At 57.1% G+C, this 21593-nt stretch carries 26 protein-coding genes; 11 read left to right on the top strand and 15 right to left on the bottom strand.

Going from position 1 to position 21593, the window contains the following annotated elements:
• Positions 1-153: 153 nt before the first annotated feature.
• The gene (locus MHK05_RS05070) at positions 154-870 is read left to right on the top strand and encodes a DNA-3-methyladenine glycosylase I (RefSeq protein WP_239205250.1); all 717 of its coding nucleotides are present in this window, start codon (positions 154-156) and stop codon (positions 868-870) included.
• Positions 871-884: 14 nt separating this feature from the next.
• On the opposite strand, the gene sepX is transcribed toward MHK05_RS05070, so the two are convergent.
• From sepX to MHK05_RS05050, 4 genes are all read right to left on the bottom strand, one after another.
• The gene (gene sepX / locus MHK05_RS05065) at positions 885-2282 is read right to left on the bottom strand and encodes a divisome protein SepX/GlpR (protein WP_239205249.1); all 1398 of its coding nucleotides are present in this window, start codon (positions 2280-2282) and stop codon (positions 885-887) included.
• A gap of 143 nt (positions 2283-2425) precedes the next feature.
• Positions 2426-3136 carry a GNAT family N-acetyltransferase gene (locus MHK05_RS05060; RefSeq protein ID WP_023021967.1) on the bottom strand — a complete coding sequence of 237 codons (711 nt, stop codon included), beginning with the start codon at positions 3134-3136 and terminating at the stop codon, positions 2426-2428.
• Positions 3136-4446: a molybdotransferase-like divisome protein Glp gene (gene glp / locus MHK05_RS05055; protein WP_023021968.1), complete on the bottom strand. Its 1311-nt coding sequence runs from the start codon at positions 4444-4446 to the stop codon at positions 3136-3138. The genes MHK05_RS05060 and glp overlap by 1 nt, the downstream gene beginning before the upstream one ends.
• A gap of 56 nt (positions 4447-4502) precedes the next feature.
• Positions 4503-5429, bottom strand: a complete 927-nt coding sequence (locus MHK05_RS05050; RefSeq protein ID WP_239205247.1) for a UTP--glucose-1-phosphate uridylyltransferase — start codon at positions 5427-5429, stop codon at positions 4503-4505.
• Positions 5430-5508: 79 nt separating this feature from the next.
• Here MHK05_RS05050 and MHK05_RS05045 point away from each other — a divergent pair, with 79 nt between their 5' ends.
• The 3 genes from MHK05_RS05045 to MHK05_RS05035 are packed head-to-tail and all read left to right on the top strand — an operon-like array spanning position 5509 to position 7737.
• Positions 5509-6072 carry a 5-formyltetrahydrofolate cyclo-ligase gene (locus MHK05_RS05045; protein ID WP_239205245.1) on the top strand — a complete coding sequence of 188 codons (564 nt, stop codon included), beginning with the start codon at positions 5509-5511 and terminating at the stop codon, positions 6070-6072.
• A 48-nt stretch (positions 6073-6120) separates the two neighbouring features.
• A complete protein-coding gene (locus tag MHK05_RS05040) occupies positions 6121-6825 on the top strand; it encodes an SAF domain-containing protein (protein WP_239205243.1) in 705 nt (234 codons plus the stop codon).
• A gap of 39 nt (positions 6826-6864) precedes the next feature.
• Complete coding sequence (locus MHK05_RS05035; protein WP_239205241.1) at positions 6865-7737, top strand: MurR/RpiR family transcriptional regulator; 873 nt, start codon at positions 6865-6867, stop codon at positions 7735-7737.
• A 1-nt stretch (position 7738) separates the two neighbouring features.
• Here the strand turns inward: MHK05_RS05035 and MHK05_RS05030 are convergent, their stop codons facing one another.
• Positions 7739-9070, bottom strand: a complete 1332-nt coding sequence (locus MHK05_RS05030; protein ID WP_239205239.1) for a lyase family protein — start codon at positions 9068-9070, stop codon at positions 7739-7741.
• Positions 9071-9114: 44 nt separating this feature from the next.
• Entirely contained in the window at positions 9115-10482 is a 1368-nt protein-coding gene (dcuC, locus tag MHK05_RS05025) for a C4-dicarboxylate transporter DcuC (RefSeq protein WP_239205237.1), read from the bottom strand.
• A 236-nt stretch (positions 10483-10718) separates the two neighbouring features.
• On the opposite strand from dcuC, the gene mscL reads away from it, so the two are divergent.
• Complete coding sequence (gene mscL / locus MHK05_RS05020) at positions 10719-11213, top strand: large-conductance mechanosensitive channel protein MscL (protein ID WP_239205382.1); 495 nt, start codon at positions 10719-10721, stop codon at positions 11211-11213.
• Between the two features lie 110 nt (positions 11214-11323).
• Here the strand turns inward: mscL and MHK05_RS05015 are convergent, their stop codons facing one another.
• The 7 genes from MHK05_RS05015 to MHK05_RS04985 form a co-directional block, all read right to left on the bottom strand.
• On the bottom strand, positions 11324-11545 hold the full coding sequence (locus tag MHK05_RS05015; RefSeq protein ID WP_239205235.1) for a hypothetical protein: 222 nt from the start codon (positions 11543-11545) through the stop codon (positions 11324-11326).
• Positions 11546-11561: 16 nt separating this feature from the next.
• Positions 11562-12170 (bottom strand): MogA/MoaB family molybdenum cofactor biosynthesis protein, encoded by a 609-nt coding sequence (locus tag MHK05_RS05010; RefSeq protein ID WP_394286582.1) that lies wholly within the window; start codon positions 12168-12170, stop codon positions 11562-11564.
• Positions 12171-12255: 85 nt separating this feature from the next.
• Positions 12256-13704, bottom strand: a complete 1449-nt coding sequence (locus MHK05_RS05005) for a S1C family serine protease (protein WP_239205233.1) — start codon at positions 13702-13704, stop codon at positions 12256-12258.
• A 109-nt stretch (positions 13705-13813) separates the two neighbouring features.
• The gene (locus MHK05_RS05000; RefSeq protein ID WP_239205231.1) at positions 13814-15208 is read right to left on the bottom strand and encodes a HAMP domain-containing sensor histidine kinase; all 1395 of its coding nucleotides are present in this window, start codon (positions 15206-15208) and stop codon (positions 13814-13816) included.
• A 161-nt stretch (positions 15209-15369) separates the two neighbouring features.
• Complete coding sequence (locus tag MHK05_RS04995) at positions 15370-16068, bottom strand: response regulator transcription factor (RefSeq protein WP_239205229.1); 699 nt, start codon at positions 16066-16068, stop codon at positions 15370-15372.
• Between the two features lie 154 nt (positions 16069-16222).
• Positions 16223-16396 (bottom strand): 50S ribosomal protein L32, encoded by a 174-nt coding sequence (rpmF, locus tag MHK05_RS04990; RefSeq protein ID WP_005279913.1) that lies wholly within the window; start codon positions 16394-16396, stop codon positions 16223-16225.
• A 15-nt stretch (positions 16397-16411) separates the two neighbouring features.
• Positions 16412-16681 carry a type B 50S ribosomal protein L31 gene (locus tag MHK05_RS04985; protein ID WP_005323793.1) on the bottom strand — a complete coding sequence of 90 codons (270 nt, stop codon included), beginning with the start codon at positions 16679-16681 and terminating at the stop codon, positions 16412-16414.
• Between the two features lie 476 nt (positions 16682-17157).
• Between MHK05_RS04985 and rpmB the strand changes: the two genes are divergently transcribed.
• The 6 genes from rpmB to MHK05_RS04955 all read left to right on the top strand — a co-directional run bounded on the left by rpmB (position 17158) and on the right by MHK05_RS04955 (position 19979).
• Positions 17158-17394, top strand: a complete 237-nt coding sequence (gene rpmB / locus MHK05_RS04980) for a 50S ribosomal protein L28 (RefSeq protein ID WP_005279911.1) — start codon at positions 17158-17160, stop codon at positions 17392-17394.
• Between the two features lie 2 nt (positions 17395-17396).
• A complete protein-coding gene (gene rpmG / locus MHK05_RS04975) occupies positions 17397-17561 on the top strand; it encodes a 50S ribosomal protein L33 (protein WP_005279910.1) in 165 nt (54 codons plus the stop codon).
• Between the two features lie 3 nt (positions 17562-17564).
• Positions 17565-17870 carry a 30S ribosomal protein S14 gene (gene rpsN, locus MHK05_RS04970; RefSeq protein WP_005279906.1) on the top strand — a complete coding sequence of 102 codons (306 nt, stop codon included), beginning with the start codon at positions 17565-17567 and terminating at the stop codon, positions 17868-17870.
• A 15-nt stretch (positions 17871-17885) separates the two neighbouring features.
• Positions 17886-18140, top strand: a complete 255-nt coding sequence (gene rpsR, locus MHK05_RS04965; RefSeq protein WP_005279904.1) for a 30S ribosomal protein S18 — start codon at positions 17886-17888, stop codon at positions 18138-18140.
• 241 nt (positions 18141-18381) lie between these two features.
• Positions 18382-19161: a putative nucleotidyltransferase substrate binding domain-containing protein gene (locus MHK05_RS04960; RefSeq protein ID WP_239205227.1), complete on the top strand. Its 780-nt coding sequence runs from the start codon at positions 18382-18384 to the stop codon at positions 19159-19161.
• A 101-nt stretch (positions 19162-19262) separates the two neighbouring features.
• Positions 19263-19979 carry a TetR/AcrR family transcriptional regulator gene (locus tag MHK05_RS04955; protein WP_239205225.1) on the top strand — a complete coding sequence of 239 codons (717 nt, stop codon included), beginning with the start codon at positions 19263-19265 and terminating at the stop codon, positions 19977-19979.
• A gap of 7 nt (positions 19980-19986) precedes the next feature.
• Here MHK05_RS04955 and MHK05_RS04950 read toward each other — a convergent pair whose 3' ends face one another.
• Positions 19987-20619 (bottom strand): hypothetical protein, encoded by a 633-nt coding sequence (locus tag MHK05_RS04950; protein ID WP_239205223.1) that lies wholly within the window; start codon positions 20617-20619, stop codon positions 19987-19989.
• A gap of 132 nt (positions 20620-20751) precedes the next feature.
• The gene (locus MHK05_RS04945; protein WP_239205221.1) at positions 20752-21591 is read right to left on the bottom strand and encodes a hypothetical protein; all 840 of its coding nucleotides are present in this window, start codon (positions 21589-21591) and stop codon (positions 20752-20754) included.
• Positions 21592-21593 lie beyond the last annotated feature (2 nt).

Here is a 21593-nt window from a genome sequence, read left to right as displayed (position 1 = left end):
CTGAACAGATTACCCTGAACCCCTCACCCGATGCGAAGGCAATGGCCTACGCCCATACTGCTGGGGATTTCGCCCTTTGCCGGGGAAGGAACGGCATATAGTGACGCGGACTGTTTCAATGGGAACCACGCAGAAAGATTAAAGGAGAACACCATGAGCAAACCAGCTACGCAGTCCGCAGAGCGCACCGCCTTAGTCTATGACGATGATGGACTTGGCCGCCCGCCTTGGGCAATGTCCTCGCCGATGTTGAAGGAGTATTACGACACCGAATGGGGCCTGCCTATTTTTGATGAAGCAGCTCTTTACGAGCGTTTGAGCCTCGAGTCTTTCCAGTCCGGGCTTTCCTGGGCGGTGGTTTTGAAAAAGCGCGAGGCCTTCCGTGCGGCCTTTTGCGACTTCGATCCTGAAAAAGTCGCTCAATTTACCGAAACGGATGTTGAGCGATTGCTTGGCGACGCCTCCATTATTCGCAACGAGACCAAAATCCGCGCCGCCATCACTAACGCCAAAGCCACTATCGCCTTACGCGAAGAAGGCGGGCTGGCGGAATTCATTTGGTCCTTCCAACCGCCGGAGAACCTCTACCCCACCGCAATGGAAGATATTCCGAAAAAGAGCGACGAATCCAAGTTGATGTCACGCGAGCTCAAGAAGAAGGGCTTCCGCTTTGTTGGCCCCGTCACCTGTTTCGCACTCATGGAGGCGATCGGCATGATTGATACCCATCTCATCGGCTCTCACCGCCGCGGAACCTCCGGGGTATGGCACGACAGCGGTGTGCCGCATTATGGCCTAGCGCAGGAATACAACGCGCTCACGAACCCGCGGTCAGCGCCTTCCACTGAACTCCGGAACGCGGCCTGCTAAGCCGGCTTCAGTTCTTATCCAGCGCGACGGGCTGCTAGGTCATCGCGCCGGCTATAGCCGTCGGGCCCGGCGTGGGGGCCATCAAAATCGCCGTCTTCCCCATCGTTATAGCGCAGCGGAAGGTGCACAAAGTCAGGGCTTTCGTCATCGATCTCCACGATCACAGCGCCTGGGCGGCGCAAGTTGCGCGGAATCTTCAAAGCTTCATCCTCGGCGTTGCGCACGCCCAAACGGGCGCGGCGCAAGTGGCGCACACGGCGGCGCATCAGGGCTCGCTCCTGACGAACCTGAGCGCGAAGAGCCATCAGATAGACAACTGTGAGCACACCGGCCACCGCAGCCAACCACCAGGTCCAGCCGCCGGCCACGATCCCCAGTGCCACCGTGAGTACCACGGCCACGGCTAGGCCCAGCAGGGTGCGCTGACGGCGCTGGTAACGAGTAACAGACTTTTCCTTTTCTGCTACCGGGTCCCAGCCGCCACGGCCCATGCGACGCTGCGCGAATTCCACCTCATCCTCGGACAGGTTGGTATCCATACCGGCGTCCTCTGCTACAGCGGTTTCCATGAGTTCGCCAGAGTCCTCGGCCTCTGCCTTGTCCACGGATACCGGCTCAGCGTTAGCCGTGCCTTCCAAATCGGCAGAATCCTTCTCAGCGACCTCGGCCTTATCTACGGCACCGGGGTACATAAGGTCCACCGGCGAGGTATAAGTCTCGTCGTAGTCATAGGCATCACTTGCCACGGTAGAGACCGCGGGAGCGCTAAAGACCTCTGACTCGGCGGCAGCAATATCGGAAGAGTCATCTTTTGCGGCCTGGTCTGCGGCGTCTTCCTCGTCCTCAAGAAGTACGTCATCGGCATCATCGAATTCGGTGTCGTCACCAACCGCCGCCGTATCAGCCTGCTGGGAAGCCGGGACCGCGACTGCTTGGGGCTCAACTGCAGAATCGTCGCCTTCTACAGTCGCTTCCTCGACCAGTTCGCCGTCGATAGTATCTGCTTCTGTCTGAGTGTCCTCACCAGCTGCGGGGGCAGAGGCTGCAGAAAACGCACGGCTGCCGGTACCGAAAGGCTGGGACTTCGCGCGGCGGGCAGCACCGGCAATAGTCACGGAGCGCGAAGAGGACTTAGTAGCCTCGGCATCCGACTCATCCACACCGGTGTCTGCGGCCTCTACGACTTCATAGTCCGCCTCGTCCTGGTCCTCGCGGCGGTGCACATCATCGGCACGCAGGCGTGGACGCCGGCGGCCAGCGACCTTGCCAGAATCTCCTTCAAAAAGGACGCGAGTATCTTCAAAGGCCTCACCAGTATGGCTCATTGGGCGGTTATTCCTGCCCAGAATCCATGGCGCGAGGACGAAGAGCCACACCACGATGATCGCGATAACCGGTACAGCTGTCGACACGAAAAGGACCTTCCCCTTGAATACAGATGATTACTCCACTCTAAACGGTGAAACCGCACCATAGCACCCCAAATTCCCACAAATTACAATGTTGTGACTTCTGTGAAAATTGAGGTTGAAATCCCAGCAACTGTGGAGCTATTTCACGCCAGCCGGCCAGCCTGGCGCAGGCGCTCGACAGCCGTGGAGGCATAGTCTTCTTTGACTAAAGCCACGTAATGGTGGTCTTGCCAGGCACCGTCTATATGCAGATTGCGACGCAAGTATCCCTCGTGTCGAAAGCCATTGGCGGCTAAGACGCGACCAGAGGCAGGATTACTCTCTAGATAGGTAGCGGTCACCCGGTGTAGGCCCACCCGTCCAAAGGCGTGGTCCACGCCTAAGGCGGTGGCAGCCGTAGCCACCCCGGCGCCGTGGATCGCGGAATAAACCCAGTAACCAATCCAGCAATCGCGAATGCTGCCATGCTGAATATTCCCCAAGGTAATTTGGCCTACGAATTGACCCTCCACTTCAATGACGAGTGGGACCACCAGTGCCTCACGGGCGGCGGTACGCAGGTACATCAGATGATTCCACCACGCCTGCTGGCTATGCGCCGCCGCCCAAGGTGCTGCTTGGGTCGGCTCGACCGAGCGGAGGAAGCTTTCATCTTCGATACGTTGGCGCCGCCACTCATGCCCATCAGATCGCAGCAGCGGCCGCAGGCGCATCCGCGCCCCAGAAGGGAAGACAGCAGAAGCGGGAAGCCTAACAAAAGGAGTAGATTCCGGCCATCCCGGATGCATGTCATCCGTGGGGCCGGTAGCGGGAAGGCGGAACCTATCCGCCGCAGTACCGAAGGGATCGAGCATTAGCTACGCTGGGTCAAAAACAACACATCGACCACATCGCCCGGGCGGATTTCCGTTACCTCTTCCGGCACGCGAATCATGGCATTGGCCTCTGAAAGACCGGCCAATAGGTGCGCTGGGGCACCCGCGGCACCGCCCAGCCCTTCCACCAGATAATCCGCGGTTTCCGCATCGCGCATCAAACGAGCGCGGATGAAGCCGCGCCGGCCGGGGCGGGAATCGATGTGGTTCAGCGCGCGGGCACGCACCACACGGCGGTGCGCATTGCGTTTGCCCAGTGCCAAACGAATGAGCGGGCGGATATATACCTCGAAGACCACGAGCGCGGATACGGGATTAGACGGCAGCAAGAAGGTAGGAATGCGTTCCTCGCCCACCAGACCAAAACCCTGGACGGAGCCGGGATGCATGGCAACACGAGAGGTATCGATATCACCAAGGTCATCAAGGATCTCACGGATGGCCTCGGCGCCGGCTCCACCAACCGCACCGGAGATGACCAAGACCTCGCTGCGAGCGATGTGCTTTTCCAGCGCTTCGCGGATGCGGCGCGGTTCACCCTCGGCGATGCCAACGCGATGCACCTCTGCCCCAGCCTCGCGAGCCGCGGCGGCGAGGGAATAAGAGTTGACGTCAAAGACTTGGCCCAGTGCCGGTTCTTGGTCCAAATCAACCAGTTCGCGGCCAAAGGAGATGATGGTGATGCGCGGGCGCGGATAGACCAATACCTTAGAGCGGCCAACTGCGGCCAGCAGGCCGATCTGGGCGGGGCCCAAAACGGTGCCGGAAGATACAGCCACATCGCCAGGTTGGATATCGTCGCCTACCCGGCGAACAAAGTCACCGGAGCGCACCGGGCGATGGGCGGTGACGCGCTTGCGGCCGCGGTCGGTCCACTCGAGGGGAAGGACGGCGTCGGCAAGCGTGGGCAAAGGCGCACCCGTATACACACGCACGGCTTGCTTGGGCTGCAGGCGTAACGGCTGCTTGGAGCCGGCCGGAACCTCGCCCACCACGGGCAAGGAACGCTCGACCTCCGGTTGCTGGGGTGCCTTCTCTTCTTCCCCCTCCGCAGCCTGCTCCTCCTGCTCCTTGGGACGGCGTAGCCTTAGGCCGCGCTCGCCTCCAATATCAACGGCGCGCACCGCATAGCCGTCAATGGCTGCCTGCGGAAAGCCCGGCAGGGGCTGGTTTGCTTGCACCTCCTCGGCGCACATTAACCCCAACGCGTTGGAAATACCGATGCGCACCGGCTCCGGCGTGTTCGCCGCATCCGTTACCAGCGCCAACTGGTCATCAACTGAACGCATAAGGTCTATGCCAGCCCTTTCTTCGCTTTCATGTCCTCTGCCCTTGGGAAATCTCCCTAGTTTAGGCCGTGCTCATCCTCATAATCGGCCACAATCTGCTTAATCGCTTTATACAGCGTGGGGCCATACTTTTCATCGCGCAGACCAAAATCCACATTGGCGGGGATATACCCACCAGGATTTCCCAAATCATGACGCTTTCCTTGGTGGACTACCACGTGCACGGGCTCGCCTTCCTCGATGAGGAGCTCGATGGCGTCGGTAAGCTGCAGCTCGCCACCCTTGCCTGGCTTAATACGGCGGAGGGCATCAAAAATCTTGCGATCCAATAGGTAGCGACCGGTGGCCACGAGATTAGACGGGGCATCTTCCACCGCCGGCTTTTCTACCATGCCCACGACCTTCTTAACGCGTGGGGCATTTGTATCTTCTACGTCAAAGACGCCATAGTTATAGGTCTGCTCGCGCGGGACCTCGAAGGCGCACAGCACGCTGCCGCCCAAAGCCGCGCGCACGCGAGCCATGTCTGCCATGACGGTGGCAGGCAGCACGATGTCATCTGGAAGCATGACGGCAAAGGAGTCCTCATCCTCGCCCAGCACCTCCTCTGCAAGGCCCACCGCGTGGCCCAAACCCAGGGGCTTTTCCTGCTCCACCGCAACTGGGTGAATGAGCTGATTAGCGCGCTTAACCTTGGCAACCTGCTCGTCCTTGCCGCGGGATTCAAGGGTGTCTACCAGTTCTGGGAAAGCTTCGAAGTGGCGCATGACTTCTTGCTTATCGGGCGCGGTAATCACCGCAAGGCGGCGGGCGCCTACAGAGGCCGCCTCCTCTGCGATGAGTTCGATGCCGGGAGTATCAACAACGGGAAGCAGTTCTTTGGGAACCGTCTTGGTGGCGGGCAAAAATCGGGTGCCCATACCTGCCGCTGGAACTACAACCGTGGTGATTCCGCGGGCGGAATCTTCGCGTTCTATAGCCATGCGTAATAGCGTACAACGCCACATTATTTTCCCGTGCACCGCTACGCCGCGGGGTTATGATTAATTTATGACCCCTTCCATGACTGCTAAAAACGAGCTGCGGGCCCGCTTGGTCCAGGCCCGCCGCGAACTTTCCGCCGAAGACCACGATGCCTTTACCGCTGGCGTGCGTAAGCATCTCGAGTCCGAACTCACCGAGTCCATGACCGTGGCCGCCTACTGGCCTTTGGGTTCGGAGCCGGGCGGCGCCGATTTTGTGCCGTGGCTCAAGGATCATGTCTCCCGCGTCCTCCTGCCAATTTCCGGGGAGAATGGCACGTTGACCTTTGCCGAATACCGTGGCAAAGAGGCCATGCACGAAAGCCCACTGGGCTTGAATGAGCCCCAGGGCCCGAGCTTTGATAGCAGCGTACTAGCCGAGTGCGATCTGGTACTCGCCCCAGCCATGGCCGTAGATGCCAAGGGCAACCGCATGGGCAAGGGCGGCGGATACTATGACCGCGCACTAGAGCCGCTTCCCCACGGCAAGCCACCGGTCTTCGCCATGGTCTACCCCGCCGAGTTGGTAGATGAGCTACCTACCGAAGACCATGACCGCAAGGTCGATGCCGTCGTCACCGGCCACGGCATCACCCGCTTCTAGTTTCCGGGGTACGGGAACCATGAGCGGTTTTGGGAAGTCTAAAAAAGTATGCCCACTTCTCATTTTCCCCGCCTCGTTTATACCCTCCGCACCCCTGGCCATCGCCGCGGCGTATTAGTGCGCCGCGCCATTGCGGTGGCCCTCCTTATCGCCGCGCTGGCCTCGGCCCTTTCGGCGGCCAAGGAGCTACCGCGCGTGCCCGTTTTTAGCCGCGATCTGCCGGCGGGAGCGGAGCTTGCGCTTGCCGACGTCGACCTAGCCCGACTTCCGGCCTCCTCCATCCCCGATTCTGCGCTAGCGGCAAAGCCAGAAGACCTCAGTGGCCGCGTTATTACCGCCGCCGCCAACAAGGGCGAAGTGATTACCGATGCGCGCCTTTTGGGAGAAGACCTCGTCTCCAGCTTGGTCGGTGGCTCGGAAGCCGCGGCTGCGCGGATGATCCCAGTCAAGCTCGCCGAGCCAGACATCATCCCCCACCTACACCATGGCGATACCGTGGACGTGGTGACCGCCGTCGATGCCTCGCCCTCCCCTGCTGGAGAGGGCGAGGCGCCCACAACGCCCACCGCGCGCGTTATCGCCACCGGCGGGCGCGTGGTGTCGACCTCTAGCGCCGAAGGCGAGGCCTCTTCCTCTACTGTTTTGCTCGCGCTGCCCCATGACCACGCCAATGATGTAGCCGCGGCGTCACTGAGCCAGCCGCTGACCGTGGTTATTGTGGGCGATAGGGCTCACCCACAAAATAAAAGCTGAATGCTAGGAACCTCTTAGGCGGTGTGTAAAGTGAGCTCCATGGAAGGATCGCTGTTTGAAAGAATGTCAGTCCTCACTGAGTTGACGGCAGCGGATCACTCGCTGGCCAACTATTTCTCCAAATCATTTCCTAATTTGGCGTTTCAGAACTTAGAGGCAATCGGAAAGGGTGCTGGAGTTAGCGTAGCATCCGTGACCCGCTTTGTTCGCAAATTAGGGTATTCAGATTTTAAAGATTTTTCTACCCACCTTAAAGCTGAAGTTTCTGCTAATTTCGATCGGCCTCTCACGCGACTGACTTCGCGTGAGAAGGCGATCGACGCCGATGAATTAGCACAACACTTTTCTCAAGTCGCCCGAGAGCTTGAACGCTCTTTACCCAAGCTTTCATCCACTGAATTCCGGCAAATAGCTGACCTTATGGCAGATGAATCTCGCCCACTTTACCTCACCGCAGTAGCCTCAACGCGAGCTCTCATGGAATATTTTTACATGCTACTGAAGTATCATCGCCCTCAGGTATTTCTCCTACCCCATGTCGAAGCGCATCCTCACGTATTGGCAGATATTGATTCCTCAGGGGTACTTTTCACCGCCAATTTTGACCGCCACCCGCGCCCAGTCGAGATTGCTTTGCAATATGCACGATCGCAATCTGCGACCACTATCCTGTTAAGCAACCGGACTGTGACCCCACTTCAGACCTATGCAGACCATGTACTTGTGCTTGATAGCAATCCGAACCCACGTTTCAAGAGTCGAGTGGGCATGTTAGCGGTTTTGGAAGCACTGCTAACCGCCATTCAACACCGCCGACCCGAACGCGTAGAAGAACGCATCAAAACAATAGAAAAGCTAATCGATGAGGAAGGCAATTTTATTGCCCCGCGCATTTCCAGTTCAGTGGAATGAATTAATCCCTGGCCGACTCCGAAATTTCGACAGCACGGCCAAGATAGTTTTGAGGATCAGTGAGTGCATCCAAATCAAGCTTGCCTTCCAAAGCAGCAAGCTGAGGGCGCGTACGGCAGAATTCGCTCAAAGTCATTCGCTTTTCTCGATATTCCTTAGCAAATTCCTGCAATATATCATGAGCAGTTCCGTGCCCAATATGCGGAGCAAGTGCCATCATTATTCCTTCCGACATAAGGACAGGGCCGCCCTTGCGAATTCCAGCTTTCAGCTTATCCGTGTCAAAAATCAAACGGTCAAATAGAAAGTTTAATTTAGCCGCCGCGCCGTCGACTGCGACAAAAATCTGCGGAATCAGGTCTCGGTGGACTTCGGATTGCCGGTGATCTCGCTCGAAGGTTGCTGGGGGTTGTGTAAGCAACGTAGCTGCCATGCCACTCGCCAATCGTGCCGCCACAGATATTTTCATGGTGGTGAACGGATTTAGCTTCTGAGGCATTGTGGATGATCCCGAAAGATGCGCATCCATTTCCTCCCGTACTTCCACAAGGTCAGACCCCTGCATAGCGAATAAATCTTCGGCAATCTTGGCCAAGCTTTGTCCAAGCACCGCAACATTTAGCGCTAGTTCCATAATAGTATCGGAGCTTGCATGCCATGAAATAGTTTGTTCTACTAGGTCAAGTCTTTTCGCGAGCCGCTTATTTAATTCTGGCCCTTGCTCGCCTAATGAGGCGAAGGTACCTACAGCACCGGTAAACTGAATTTGTTCAGTACGTGAGCGCATTTCCTGTAACCGTGCACGACTGCGCCTCAACTCGGCATTCCACCGCGCAAACCGAGTGCCCAAAGTCGTGGGAAGCGCATATTGACCATTCGTGCGCGCCACCATCATCGTGTAAGCATACTCATGCGCATTGTCGGCGGTTATCTTAACAAGATTATCGAGTCGGCTCTGCAAAAGCGCGCTTGCCTCTTTTATCTGAAGTGCCCTAGCAGTGTCCAAGATATCCTGTGTTGTGGCACCAAAATGCACCCATCCCCGAGCTTTTTCAGGAATAACTTCACGTAATGCATCTAAAACTGCGACTAGTGGATTTCCTACGCCTCCCTTTCCTGCCTTGAGCAACAGCTCTTCATTAGGCTCAGCGTTTTCCAAAATCAAATCCGCAGCCTCACGCGGAATAATGCCCAGTTCAGCCTGTACTTTTGCCATTTCAGCTTCAACCTGAAAGATTCGGTTGATCAGCGATTTCTCATTCCAGACCCTTTCCATATCCTCAGATACATATCCATTTTTTTGGAATGAAGAATTTAGTGCTCCGATTCCCATGATTTCCCCTTCTCCAAAAATCAAATACAGACGTAAAGAATGTTTTACAGCAGTAAAAGACTCGAACCAGTCATAACAATGAATCCAACTGCGACTGGCAGAAGTGTGCGCCGTACAAGTTCAGTAGCCGAAATACCAACGCCTCCAGCTACTGAAATGATGACGCCTGAGACTGGCGAAACAGAACGAAAAAGCCCACTGGCGAACTCCATCGGAGTGATAATTGCCGCAGCAGAGCTACCGAGTTCCCGGCTAACCTGCGGCACAAGGCTAGAAAAAGCAGAGAAAGCGCCCACTCCAGAACCGGTAAGCAAAGTTACGATACCAACTATAATGGTGAAAAGAATTGTAATGACAATTGCACCAGCACCCAATTTCTGACCACCGTCAATGAGCATCTGAATTGCACCAGTGGCCGTTAGACCGTTGGCAAAAATTTGTGCAGCAATAATTAGGGCTACAACTCCCCCAAACATCTTACCCATCCCTGCAAAGAAATCCGTGGCATCCTGTGTCGCAGCGATAAAGGAACGGTGCCGTATGCATTCGCACACCATCGCTAGAAGCCAGACTATTAAAAAGGCTCCCACGGTTGTTAACTCAACACTGTCATTTACCAACGGGCTAAAGAAAACTAACAGGACAATTGGAAGTGCCAAAAACAGTCCATAGAAACGCGGTCCTGCTTCACCGGAACCACCACCTAAAACATTGGAGTCCTGATATTTCTCAAGGCCGCGCTTATCGTAGTATCGCTGCACAAAGTAGTGCGTAACAGCAATTGCAATCGCTGTAGGGATAGCAACTACAAGTTGGTTTTGCACAAAATATACAACTGGCGAGAGCTCAATCGTCTTTGCTGCCAAGACCGAAGTACCTGAGGCCGGCCCCATTGGTAATGCAGAAGCTGTAGCAATTACCGCGCCCGCGGCAGCTGGACTCACCCCAGCTGTTTTTAGCACCGGTAGCAAAAGCACCATTAGAAGAATAGCTAGGCCAGCGGCGCTAGGAATAAACATGAAAAGAACAACACCCAAGAAATACGTGCCAATCAAAATCACATAAGGGTGCTGAAACCTTGAAATGGGCGCGGCCAATGCTTCTACCAACGCTTGGGAAGCCCCAATCTTGTTCATATACGCAGAGAAACCACCAGCTGCCATAATAATCAGGCCAACGCTCGTAAGCTGGCTTCCTGCCACACTTTCAAAGATTCCAATAACATCTAACCAGCGGGAGCCTGTCGTTTCTTCCGGCTTCAATACGTCAAAATCCGGCTGGCAAGCCGTTGAAACTGCTATCAATAAGAAACCAGCAAGCAGCAAAATAATAACTGGTTTATGCCCCCTAAGCAGTAAATACCCTGCCCCAACGGTCACCACCAGAGCCAATAATGCAAGAAAGACACTCATTTAAATCCTTTCGCCTCACACCCGAAACATTGTTACTTTTCCATCACCGGGAAGCACTTTTCGTTACTATACTATCACTCCTGGTGTGACGCATTCCCGCGCCCTAGAAATATTTGACATATCTCACCAGCGGTCAGTGGAACAGTTGTGGTTAATTTTCCCCTTAACTAGAGTTTCCGATGTCCATGGTTTTTACCTACCGTTAGTTATTCCCAGAAAGGTTTGTGCTTATCACCATGCTCAAGGGCTTCAAAGACTTCATTATGCGTGGCAACGTCATCGAACTTGCCACCGCGGTCATCATCGGTTCTGCCTTTACCGCAATCGTCAAATCCGTGACGGACTCTATTATCCAGCCGATCATTAACTCCCTTGGATCCGCCGAGGTTGGGGCCGTTGGCTTCCAGATCACGGATGCAAAGAACACCTTTGTGGACTTCGGCGCCGTCATCTCCGCGGCGATCAACTTCCTCATTATCGCCGCAGTAGTCTACTTCCTTATCGTGATGCCAATCAATAAGCTCATCGAGGCCGCTAAGCGCCGTCACGGTGTCGACCCTGAGGCTCCCGCTCCAACCTCCGAGGAACTGCTTGCAGAAATCCGCGATCTGCTCGAAGCCCAGAATGTCTCTGATACGAACATCCCGGGAACCGGCACTAGCCGTTCCTCGCACGCCGCGGAGGACGCCGACTACGGTTCCACCGGCGGCGGCCGCCACCAGGCCAAGTAGCCCTTCGCTGGACGCAGCGCAAAGCCCGCGGTTTCTGCTTCCTCGAAGGTAAAACCGCGGGCTTTTGTCTACTCCTTTACGGGGTGCGTGATTGCGCGCTTCTCTACGCTCTAGCCGCCATAGTGTGGGGGCTGGTTATCTCGGTAGAACTGCTCATCGCGCTGACCAGACTCCCCCTCTGCTGCGGTGGCCGATTCCGCGTCATCAACATTTACAATCCGATCCTCATCGACCCCGTGGGCAGCGGATGTGCCGGGCTTATCAGCACTACGGTCATAATCGGCAGCTTCCGATTGCCGGAAGACTCGCCGGCGATTTTTCCGGAACGTCATAGTCAATGCCTTGTAATTACTGAACGCTGGATTGTTGCAGCTGCTCAATGAGGTGATGCACCAGCGGTGCCAAGGTAGCCATGCCATCGCGAACCGCAGCGCGCGACGAGGCAAGGTTGACCACTACAGTCGAACCAGAAACGCCCGACAAGCCGCGGGACGTGCAAGCATCCACCGCGCCACAGGCTTGACCGGAAGAACGCAGCGCCTGGGCCACGCCCGGAACCATCTTGTCAATGACGGAGCGGGTAGCCTCCGGGGTCTTGTCGCGCGGGCCTACACCGGTACCACCCACGGTCAGCACCAAGTCCACGCCACCGACCACGGCGGTCTCAATGGCCTGGCGAATCTTGGACTTCTTGGAACGCACCACGATGGCGCCATCGACACGGAAATTAGCCTCCGCGAGCAACTCATTGACCAACTGCGAGGTGCTATCGGATTGCTCCCCAGGGTGATCGGTGACTATAACGATGAGAGCGCGGCGCGGGGCGGCTAGGCTATCCTCCTGCTCGCTCGCTAGCAGGAAGGCATCATCGGGTTCGGCAACATCCATCAAGGAATCGTGCTTGCCTTCGCCTTCCGGTTGCCCGGAGTCGGTCAAGTCCTGCTGCAAATCTGGCATTATTCTCCTTAAATTAAGGCAGTAGGGCCTTTCGGCGGTGTGAGGTACGGTGCATTCAGCACCTAATGAGGTCTTGCACAGTAATTTACTCGCCTGAGAGGGTTACCTCTACCTGACGAGACTCATCCGAGTCTTCGCGGGTAACCTCCAAGGTCACTGTCGCGCCAAAATCTTGCGACCGCGCCGCCGCAATCAAAGCATCGGCGTTTTCAATCAAGCGATCATTGACGCGGGTGACGATGTCACCTTCCTTCAGGCCCGCCTTATCTGCTGGGCCACCTGGCTCAACCCCGGCGATACGGGCACCATTGCCGTCGTCACGCGCCAGCACCTTCACGCCTAGGGTCGGGTGAGTGACCTTACCATCATTAATGAGCTCGTCGGCCATGCGCTTGGCAAAGTTCGACGGGATGGCAAAGCCCAGTCCGATGGATCCGCCCTCCCCGGTGGAATTACTGGACAGCGAAGCAATCATGGAGTTCATGCCCACGATATTTCCGTCCCGGTCCACCAGTGGACCGCCGGAGTTGCCCGGGTTGACCGCGGCATCAGTCTGAATGGCGTCAATCAAGGAAGACTCGCCGCCTTCTTGAGAGGCGCGCACCGGGCGGTTTTTGGCAGAAACGATACCGGAAGTCACGGTCGCATTAAGGCCCAGAGGAGAGCCCACGGCCACAACCTCTTGCCCCACGGCGACGGAATCAGAATCACCGAACTGCAAGAACGGCAGGTCTTTGACATCCTTTATCTTCACAATGGCAACGTCAGTATTCGCATCGGAAGCCACCACGTCAGCGTCATGCTTGCTGCCGTCGTTCATGGTCACCTGCATCATGCCGCCGTGCTCGGCACCTGCGACAACGTGGTGATTAGTCAACACGTAGCCGTCCGGGGAGATAACGGAACCGGAGCCTTCTGCCCCGCCCGTCCGGGTCATCGTCTGGATAGAAACCACCGCCGGCAAAACCTTGGAGGCTACCTCTTCAACGGAGCCCTTTTCTGGTTCTTTGCCGGTGCTGTTATTGGCCGGCTGGGCCTTGAGCGCCTCATTGACCACTGACGTATCGTTGTTGCCTCCCCCAGAATTCATACCGACCACGGCTCCAGCGATTGAACCCGCGGCGATTGCGGCTACGGCAGCCAAGGCAGTTGCGGCGCCGAGGCCAATCTTTTTCTTTTGTTCCGGTTGCGGGGGCAGCGGGGTGACCATCGGACCTTCCTGACCCTGAGTATTAAAGTTTTGGGTCTGCGGGCCCTGCGGGTACGGCGCCTGTGAACCTAGCGCGCTGGGATCAGCTCCTTCTGCACCGCCGCGCGGCTGGTTCCAGCCTTGTGAATACGAGCCAGTCCCATATTCCTGCGCGCCGGCGTCGCTGCTATAGGGGCCGGCGGTGCCAGCGTTTGCGTTTGACTGCCCGGTGTCTCCAAAATTCGGACCACCGTGTACCGGCTCGGCCTTACCCGGCCCTTCTTGGGACGTTCCCTCCGGGAAGGAACCATCAAGGCCGCGGTAATCGTCATTCCTCATGTTCATGAGAAAACTATGCCTCACTTCGCTTAGTCAAGACTGTTACTGATCTGCCAACCTACTAGGAATTCCTGAAAGGTAGCTGTACGCGATTACCAGTATAAAGGGCCGCAGCCTACCCTTGGTTAAACCAGCGTTGAGCAAAGATTTCACCGCGATCGGTGGGATCTTCATTGCCTCCCGGCTGCCCCTCATGCGGCTCTGCCAAACCATCGACAAAGATTTCTCCGGACACGGGCTTGCCCGGCAGGACTACTTCCATGCGCGTGCCACCATCATTGGACTCACGGATCTTAATGGTACCGTCGTGGCGCTCAATCACCGATTTCACGATAGCCAGGCCCAAACCAGAGCCAGGCATAGAACGCGCCTCTACCGAACGGTAGAAGCGCTCGAAAACCTTCTCCCGCTCCTCCGGCGCAATGCCCGGACCGGAGTCATCAAAGCGCAGGCGCACCTCGTGGGAAGATAGCTGTTCCATGGACACGCGTACCGTGCCAGTAGCCGGCGACCACTTAGCCGCATTGTCCATCAGATTCAACGTAGCGCGGCCCAATGCGAAGGGGTCACCATCCAGCTCCCACGGGATAAAGCGCACCAGAAATTCCACGTCTGGGCGGCGGCGACGGGCACGCTCTAAGGAAGACATCATGACCTCGCACAGGTCCACCGGTTCCGGTTCTCGTTCGTTGCCATCCTCGCGTGCCAAGTCAACGAGGTCACCAATCAAGGTGGAGAGTTCGTTCATCTGGGACATGACGTCATCTTCAAGGTCCTTGCGGTCCTCATCGCTCATGCCAAAGCCGCCACCGGCGCGATTAAGCATCATCAAAAGCTCAATATTGGTACGCATTGAGGTCAACGGCGTCTTCAGCTCGTGCCCGGCATCGGCGACGAACTGGGCCTGCTGCGACCGAGATTCTTGCAAAGCTTCCAGCATCTGGTTAAAGGATGTGGTCAGCTGAGCCATCTCATCATTATTGGATACTTCAATAGGGCGCAGATCATTGGTCTGCGTCACGTAATCCACTGCGCGTTTCAAGCGCGCAATGGGTTGCATGCCGGTTTTGGACACGATGAGACCAGCAAAGATGGCGAGCAAAATGCCAAGCGCAACAATAATCAGCAAAACCGTGCCGAGGATGGCGATGAATTCTTGGGTCGGAGCCAGAGATTGCGCAACGATAACGGTAGAGCCTAGATCGTGGCGTTTGGCCAGAATACGCTCGCCGCCGACCGTACGCACGGAGGTATCTGTATAGTCTTCCGTCCGATGGAAGTCTCCACCGAGGGGAATAGTATCGCCATAGGACAAGCTCGTTGAGGGCGGCGATAAGGAAACGCGCGTATCAGGGTTATAGGACTTAAATTCTTCAATTCCCTGATCCACGTTGTCGATAAACCGCGGGTCCTGGCTCTTGCGCAACAAGGCATCCGCTTTGGCCTCCAAGCGGTCATCTACGGAGGCAGTCAGGGACATAGATACTACCCAGTACGTTGCCAAGGTCATTAAGGCAACGGCTACGGCCACCACAAGGCCAGTAACAGTAGCAAGGCGCCACCGCAGTGGCGCCCGTGAAGCCCAGCTCCCTTGACTTTCAGAGAACTCAGTAAGAGGTGTGGGCTGTGCTTTCCCGGAAGCCACTGCAGGGGAAGCGGGCTTCCTTAAGATCACGGATGAGACTCCCTCAAGACATAACCAACGCCACGGACAGTGTGGATAAGACGCGAGTCGCCGTCTCCCTCCGTCTTCTTACGCAGGTAGCCAATATAGACCTCGAGCGCATTGCCAGAGGTAGGGAAATCATAGCCCCATACCTCCTCCAGAATCTTGCTACGAGAAAGCACCTTGCGGGGATTTTCCATAAGGAGCTGCAGTAGGGAAAATTCGGTACGCGTCAAAGAAATTGCGCGGCCGCCGCGGCTTACCTCACGGGTATCGGCATCGAGTTCTAGGTCTTCGAAGCTAAGCTTGCTCTCCACCGGAGCCTCAGCAGCGATGGAATCTGCGGAAGCGCGGCGAACCAGGGAACGCACGCGCGCCAAGAGTTCTTCCAGTGCGAATGGCTTTGGCAAGTAATCATCGGCGCCAGCATCGAGACCAGCTACGCGGTCCGATACGCCATCGCGGGCAGTCAGCACGAGAATCGGACGGTCCCAGCCTTCGCTACGCAGGGTGCGGCACACCTCAAGTCCATCCATGTTTGGCATCATGACGTCCAGAATCAGCAATTCTGGATTCTCAGAGCGCACCGTCTCTACTGCCTCTAAGCCGTCGTTAGCAGTCAGCACATCGTAGCCGTTGAAACGTAGGGAACGGCGTAGCGATTCACGGACGGGTTGTTCATCATCCACCACAAGGATTTTCATGATCCTAATTATTACTGATGAAAGGCAACTTCATGAAGTTATGGAGAATATTTACCCCCATAGCCCCCCAAATAAGGTCGAAACATGCTTAAGATAGCAAAAATCCCCGCTCAACCCTCCTACAGAGAGCGAACGGGGAAAGTGCGAAACGAGCTTAGAACTGCTCTACGTCAACCAGGCCCAGCTTGGCAGCCTTGACCAAGCGGCGCGGGATGCGGACGGTCTGACCGTCGATGGTGACTTCCTGGAGGGCCACGTTGTCAGCCTTCCACTGGGAACGACGTGCGTGAGTGTTCGCACGGGACTTCTTAAACTTAGGAGTTGCCATTTTCTATTCTCCTCCTTACGCGTTCTTCTTCTTGCGGCGAGCCATGCCACCGAAGCGCTGGTTGAAGCGCTCGACGCGGCCGGCGGTATCCATAACGCGCTGTGCACCAGTCCAGAACGGGTGGGACTCAGCGGTAACGTCAACAACGATCAGTGGGTACTCGTTGCCATCTTCCCACTCCACGGTGCGGTCGGAGGAAGCGGTGGACTTAGTCAAAAAGGAGTGACCGGTACCAGCATCACGGAAGACTACCGGGTGGTAATCCGGGTGAATATCTTTCTTCATATATATTCCCTCAGGGTTGGACTACGGGTCGGTTCCACCCACTTATGGAGCGGATCGTGCCCGAGTTGGGACGTACAAATTTCACTCTGCTAACCGCGTGCCGTGCGGCACGGGTCAACAACCTGAATTATCCTACAGTCAACTACCCCAGATGCGAAATCCCCTCCCCGCTCCGACCACTCACTTCACACCAGTTTCTTGTATTACGCATGGCGGCACACCACAGCCAAATGCCCCCCCACAACCACTAACAGCCCCACTAACCACAGCAAGGTAGCGATTAGGTAATTCGCGCCCAAGGCTGTAAGATTTTCCCTTGCTGTTGTCAAAATATACGTTTTACGCCCCGTCTACTGGCGTTCGACGATGGCGCCGCACCCGCTCACACCTCACTTTTGAGCACTGCCACCCTCACTCGGCAGTCGGCGTTTCATTGTCCATAGCCATGATGTGGGCGGCTAGGAGAAAGAAGACCCATGTCGGCTATTTGCCAGGTAACGGGCCGCAAGCCGGAATTCGGCAAGCAGGTCTCGCACTCGCACCGCCGCACTTCGCGCCGTTGGAACCCCAACGTGCAGCGTCGTCGCTACTACCTGCCCTCTGAGGGCCGTACCATCACCCTGAATGTTTCCACCAAGGGCATGAAGATCATCGACCGCGATGGCATCGAGTCCGTTGTGGCTAAGATTCGCGCACGTGGGGAGAAGATTTAAGTATGGCACGTAACGATATCCGCCCAATCATTAAGCTGAAGTCCACTGCGGGCACCGGTTACACCTACGTGACCCGTAAGAACAAGCGCAACAACCCGGATCGCATCACCCTGAAGAAGTTCGATCCGATTGCCCGCAAGCACGTCGAATTCCGCGAGGAGCGATAATCAATGGCTAAAAAGTCCAAGATCGCTAAGAACGAGCAGCGCAAGGAAATCGTCGCCCGCTATGCGGAGCGTCGCGCTGAGCTCAAGAAGATCATCAAGAACCCGAACACCCCGGATGAGGAGCGCTTGGAGGCTCAGTTCGAGCTGAACCGCCAGCCTCGTGACGCTTCCCCAGCCCGCGTACGTAACCGTGACGCTGCCGATGGCCGCCCACGCGGTTACCTCCGCAAGTTCGGCCTGTCCCGTGTCCGTATGCGCGGCATGGCTCACCGTGGTGAGCTGCCGGGCGTTCGTAAGTCCAGCTGGTAAAGGGGTAATTGCACAATGGCTAATAAGCGCAATAACCAAAAGAAGTTCCGTATGGAGCAGAGCCGTCGCCCGAAGAAGAACCCTTTGAAGGCTGAGGGCATCGAGAAGGTGGACTACAAGGACACCAAGACTCTGCGTCTGTTCATCTCGGATCGTCACAAGATCCGTTCCCGTCGCGTCACCGGTCTGACCCCGCAGCAGCAGCGTCAGGTTGCTACCGCAGTCAAGAACGCACGCGAAATGGCTCTCCTGCCGTTCACCACCCGCTAAACAGTAGCTGGGTATCAACAGCGCACTTTTGCCGCTGGCAAGTGTGACACGGTAAAAGATCCATAAGCTTTCGCCGCCTCCCTCCTCGAGGGCAGGCGGCGAAAGTCGTTTTCTCCCTCTTACTCCGCCTTTAGACCCACATATTCAGCCCACGCAGCCAAGGTGTTAGATTTATAGCATTCGTGCGCCCCGCAACCGCTGGGGGAAGCACCGGCTTCGCACTAGTGAAAGGCAGTGAGCAATGGCCCTACACCAATCCCTACTCGATCTCTCCAAGCTTGCCCCGCACTGCCAGTCCCGCGCTACAGCCCGCGGGCTGCTCGCAGAGGCCCAAGATATCTTGCGCAATGCGGTCGCTCACCAAGACAATGAGGTTGAATTGGCTCACTGGTATTCCCACTTGTTGGTAGATATCGTTCGCTCCCCTGGGGTCAACTCACCGGTACGCCTTACCGGTGCTGCCGCTCGGGGCGACCAGCTGCCATCTATGCCCGTGGAGTGGATTGGCCAGGATTCCGATCTCCAGGAAGTCTTTTCTGATGTCGGCCTCCAGGCTCACGAGGCCGCCGATTCGATTGCCGCGCGCGTCGATGCCGGCCTTCCCTTGGGAAACGGCGGAGAACAAGCACTCCTGGAAGAAGCTTTGACCAAGCGCCCGCCTACTCTGAAAATGGTGGACGGCCTGCCGGACCGAGATGCTGCTGTGGACATCAAGGCGACACTGCTCTCCCCCATTGCAGCTATCGCTCGCTGGGCGGCGCCGGGGCCTCGCCCGACGGTAGATCGCCTGGCGATTGGCGTTGAGCGCGCTGTCCTCACCGCCACCGACGCAGAGTCTTTGGATCTAGCGTGGCGTACCGGCTATGCATTAGAGTTGCGCCGTTGGTACGAGCGCGTCAGCGACCGTCCAGCCACGCTGCGAGATCTTCCGCCGTTGGACCGCACTGCTTATGGCTCGGCATGCCGTATTGTCTCGGCCGTATTTGAGTCCATTACCCAGCAGACAGAAGAATATAAATAGTCCCTAAGGTGCGGATTCGGAAGCAGTACCTAGTCGGGCATAAGATTGTACAGTTGGTAATTAAAAGCAATTTCTTCTTGTGAAAGGAGGCGTCCCACCGCATGGCAGGCACTGTCGGTAGGCCGCGTAAACACAGCCCGCGGCGCAGGGGAAACAGCGCCCGAGAGGAGATCTTGGACGCCTCCTCCGAGCTTTTCACTACTCAAGGGTTTGCTACTACATCCACGCACCAGATTGCAGATGCGGTTGGCATCCGCCAGGCCTCGCTGTATTACCATTTCCCGTCCAAGACGGAGATTTTCCTTACGCTGCTCAATTCCACCATCGAACCATCCTTGGAGTTGGCCGATGAGTTGGCCTGCACTGATGCCGATCCGGCTCAACGCCTGTGGTCTTTGGTCGCCGCGGAATCACGTCTACTGCTCACCAGCGGCTGGAACGTGGGACGCCTATATCAGCTGCCGGTGGCTAATTCTCCGGAGTTTTCCGAATACCACGAATCGCGCGACCGCCTGCAGAATCATTTCCGCTCTACCGCCGCCGCCATTGTGGGCGAGGAGGATCCCCGCGTGGAGCTTCCCTTCCACATTGCGCTATCCGTCATCGAAATGCGGCCCAATAACGGCACCCCGCCGTTCGACGCTTCCCAATCGGTGCCGAAGACGGCCGCTATGCTTGCCGACGCCGCCTTAGCCGTCCTCGGCGCCTCCGTTCCCGATAACGCCGAGGAAACTACCCTCGAGCTATTGAAGAATCGCAACGACTCCATCTCCGCAGCCGCCGCCGCAGCGGCCGACCGCAAGAAGAAGTCGCGCTAACCCCTCATCAGCGCTGCCACGACTCCGTGAACTCTCCCGTGGCGGCCAATCCGCCTCCTTCGCGCACGCTGACGCCACTCGGGGTCACCACGATAATCGAGGGATCCGCATTGACGTAGTAGTTATTCCCGTCTTGGGTAACGTCGCTCGTTTGGAACTGTCCGTCAAACATCGACGAGCGATAGAATTTGACTCCACCGCCGGTTTCACAAATGATGACCCTGCCGTCGGGACCAGAGCCGGCGAATAAGGCACGCTCAAAGCGCTGACAGTCGGCGTAGCCGCCATCCAGCCATCCGTACTCGTTGAAGTTGGAAATGTAGTTACCCACACCACTCTTCTGACCCCCGCCGGAAGAGGAAGGTAACTCCTGCTTTTCTGTCTGCGTGACCGTAACTACCGGTGGCTCCTCGGGGGTTTCCTCATCTTTCGTTGCGGTCTCTTGCGCAGCCGTGGTTTCCTCGCCACTCTTCTCTTCTTTATCGGCGTTGTCGACCGTGGTCATTCCACTACCCTGGCCTTTAAAGCTAGGGGCAGCTTCATCCTTGGCGTTGCTGCAGCCGCTGAGCGCGAGGCTGGCGGCCACGAGTGGGACGAACCCCGCGGCGATAAGCGGGCGGAGGCGAGAGCGAGAATTCATGAGTTTTCCTTCCTTATGACAGGCCTAGCAGGCGGGGCTGGGCCACTGCGTATCGGCTTGAGCGAGGTCTTCGGCAACGGATGTAAGAACCGCCTGAGCGGAGGCGTACTGCCCATCAGGGGACGAGGCAATTTATGCTACGGCGACGTCATGCCCGCCCAACCGGACGATACCCATCTGGCGCACATCGTAGGAACCGGCAGGGTTCGGTCCCCAGCCGCCCTTCATCAAGGCGCCCGGCTGGGTGCGTAGGCCATAGTTTTGTGCGGGATCGGCGACTCCCATGGCGTCGATTGTCGGCTGAGCTCCGTCCACGCAGCGCAACCCAGCCATAAACTTAGCCTGGTTGCCCACGCTCCACATGGTTTGACCAACGGCAGTAAATTCCGGGCGGGTGACCTGGGATTGGACTTGGGTGGCGGTATCGCCTGCCTCCGCAATAACGCTTTGGGCGGCGTGTGCGGCCACGGTCGGCTCCCCTAATGCTGCCCACGCGGCCTTGGCGGCCTCGTTATCGGAGTAAGTAATTGCAGAGGACACCAGCTGGCTATCGGCAACACCCGTACGATGCGCCGCAATAAGCACGGGCACCTTGGAGGTTGACCACGCGGCTTCGGGAGCGGTGCGCCCAGCCTCGACGGTAGAGGTGCCATCGGAGACCGCAATGCCCACATTTCCATGCTGCGCCACAATGCGATCAAGTACGGCTTGAACGTCATCGGCAGGGGCTGCGGCCGGAGGTTCCGTGGAGTCGGACGGGGCGCGCTCGGCAGCAGGGGCTGTGGATGAGGCCGCAGATGTTGCAGCCGTGGTCTCCCCGTAGAGGGGATCGGCTGTGCCGCGTGCCTCGGTATTGACAAAAGTAGGGGAATTATCCGCCGCATCCTCAGCGCCTGCGCACGCGCCCAAGGAGAGTGCGCAGGCGATGAGGGCAGCTGCCGGGCCCCAGGCCCGGCGGATAGGGAACGTCATGA

It is taken from the genome of Corynebacterium nasorum (genome assembly GCF_022347325.1).
Classification (GTDB): Bacteria; Actinomycetota; Actinomycetes; order Mycobacteriales; family Mycobacteriaceae; genus Corynebacterium; species Corynebacterium kefirresidentii.
Note: the sequence above shows the minus strand (reverse complement) of the source record. Positions and strands in the feature narration are given on the sequence as shown.

Coding starts and splice junctions, on each gene's coding strand:
- MHK05_RS05015 (WP_239205235.1), bottom strand. CDS start 11,545: ATGACGTTCCGGAAAAATCGCCGGCGAGTCTTCCGGCAATCGGAAGCT.
- MHK05_RS05060 (WP_023021967.1), bottom strand. CDS start 3,136: ATGCTCGATCCCTTCGGTACTGCGGCGGATAGGTTCCGCCTTCCCGCT.
- MHK05_RS05005 (WP_239205233.1), bottom strand. CDS start 13,704: ATGAACATGAGGAATGACGATTACCGCGGCCTTGATGGTTCCTTCCCG.
- MHK05_RS05030 (WP_239205239.1), bottom strand. CDS start 9,070: ATGGGAATCGGAGCACTAAATTCTTCATTCCAAAAAAATGGATATGTA.
- MHK05_RS05035 (WP_239205241.1), top strand. CDS start 6,865: ATGGAAGGATCGCTGTTTGAAAGAATGTCAGTCCTCACTGAGTTGACG.
- MHK05_RS05000 (WP_239205231.1), bottom strand. CDS start 15,208: ATGACCTTGGCAACGTACTGGGTAGTATCTATGTCCCTGACTGCCTCC.
- MHK05_RS04995 (WP_239205229.1), bottom strand. CDS start 16,068: ATGAAAATCCTTGTGGTGGATGATGAACAACCCGTCCGTGAATCGCTA.
- mscL (WP_239205382.1), top strand. CDS start 10,719: ATGCTCAAGGGCTTCAAAGACTTCATTATGCGTGGCAACGTCATCGAA.
- rpsR (WP_005279904.1), top strand. CDS start 17,886: ATGGCTAATAAGCGCAATAACCAAAAGAAGTTCCGTATGGAGCAGAGC.
- MHK05_RS04945 (WP_239205221.1), bottom strand. CDS start 21,591: ATGACGTTCCCTATCCGCCGGGCCTGGGGCCCGGCAGCTGCCCTCATC.
- MHK05_RS04985 (WP_005323793.1), bottom strand. CDS start 16,681: ATGAAGAAAGATATTCACCCGGATTACCACCCGGTAGTCTTCCGTGAT.
- glp (WP_023021968.1), bottom strand. CDS start 4,446: ATGCGTTCAGTTGATGACCAGTTGGCGCTGGTAACGGATGCGGCGAAC.
- MHK05_RS04960 (WP_239205227.1), top strand. CDS start 18,382: ATGGCCCTACACCAATCCCTACTCGATCTCTCCAAGCTTGCCCCGCAC.
- MHK05_RS05050 (WP_239205247.1), bottom strand. CDS start 5,429: ATGGCTATAGAACGCGAAGATTCCGCCCGCGGAATCACCACGGTTGTA.
- rpmG (WP_005279910.1), top strand. CDS start 17,397: ATGGCACGTAACGATATCCGCCCAATCATTAAGCTGAAGTCCACTGCG.
- MHK05_RS04950 (WP_239205223.1), bottom strand. CDS start 20,619: ATGAATTCTCGCTCTCGCCTCCGCCCGCTTATCGCCGCGGGGTTCGTC.
- MHK05_RS04955 (WP_239205225.1), top strand. CDS start 19,263: ATGGCAGGCACTGTCGGTAGGCCGCGTAAACACAGCCCGCGGCGCAGG.
- rpsN (WP_005279906.1), top strand. CDS start 17,565: ATGGCTAAAAAGTCCAAGATCGCTAAGAACGAGCAGCGCAAGGAAATC.
- MHK05_RS05045 (WP_239205245.1), top strand. CDS start 5,509: ATGACTGCTAAAAACGAGCTGCGGGCCCGCTTGGTCCAGGCCCGCCGC.
- MHK05_RS05040 (WP_239205243.1), top strand. CDS start 6,121: ATGCCCACTTCTCATTTTCCCCGCCTCGTTTATACCCTCCGCACCCCT.
- dcuC (WP_239205237.1), bottom strand. CDS start 10,482: ATGAGTGTCTTTCTTGCATTATTGGCTCTGGTGGTGACCGTTGGGGCA.
- rpmB (WP_005279911.1), top strand. CDS start 17,158: ATGTCGGCTATTTGCCAGGTAACGGGCCGCAAGCCGGAATTCGGCAAG.
- rpmF (WP_005279913.1), bottom strand. CDS start 16,396: ATGGCAACTCCTAAGTTTAAGAAGTCCCGTGCGAACACTCACGCACGT.
- MHK05_RS05010 (WP_394286582.1), bottom strand. CDS start 12,170: ATGCCAGATTTGCAGCAGGACTTGACCGACTCCGGGCAACCGGAAGGC.
- MHK05_RS05070 (WP_239205250.1), top strand. CDS start 154: ATGAGCAAACCAGCTACGCAGTCCGCAGAGCGCACCGCCTTAGTCTAT.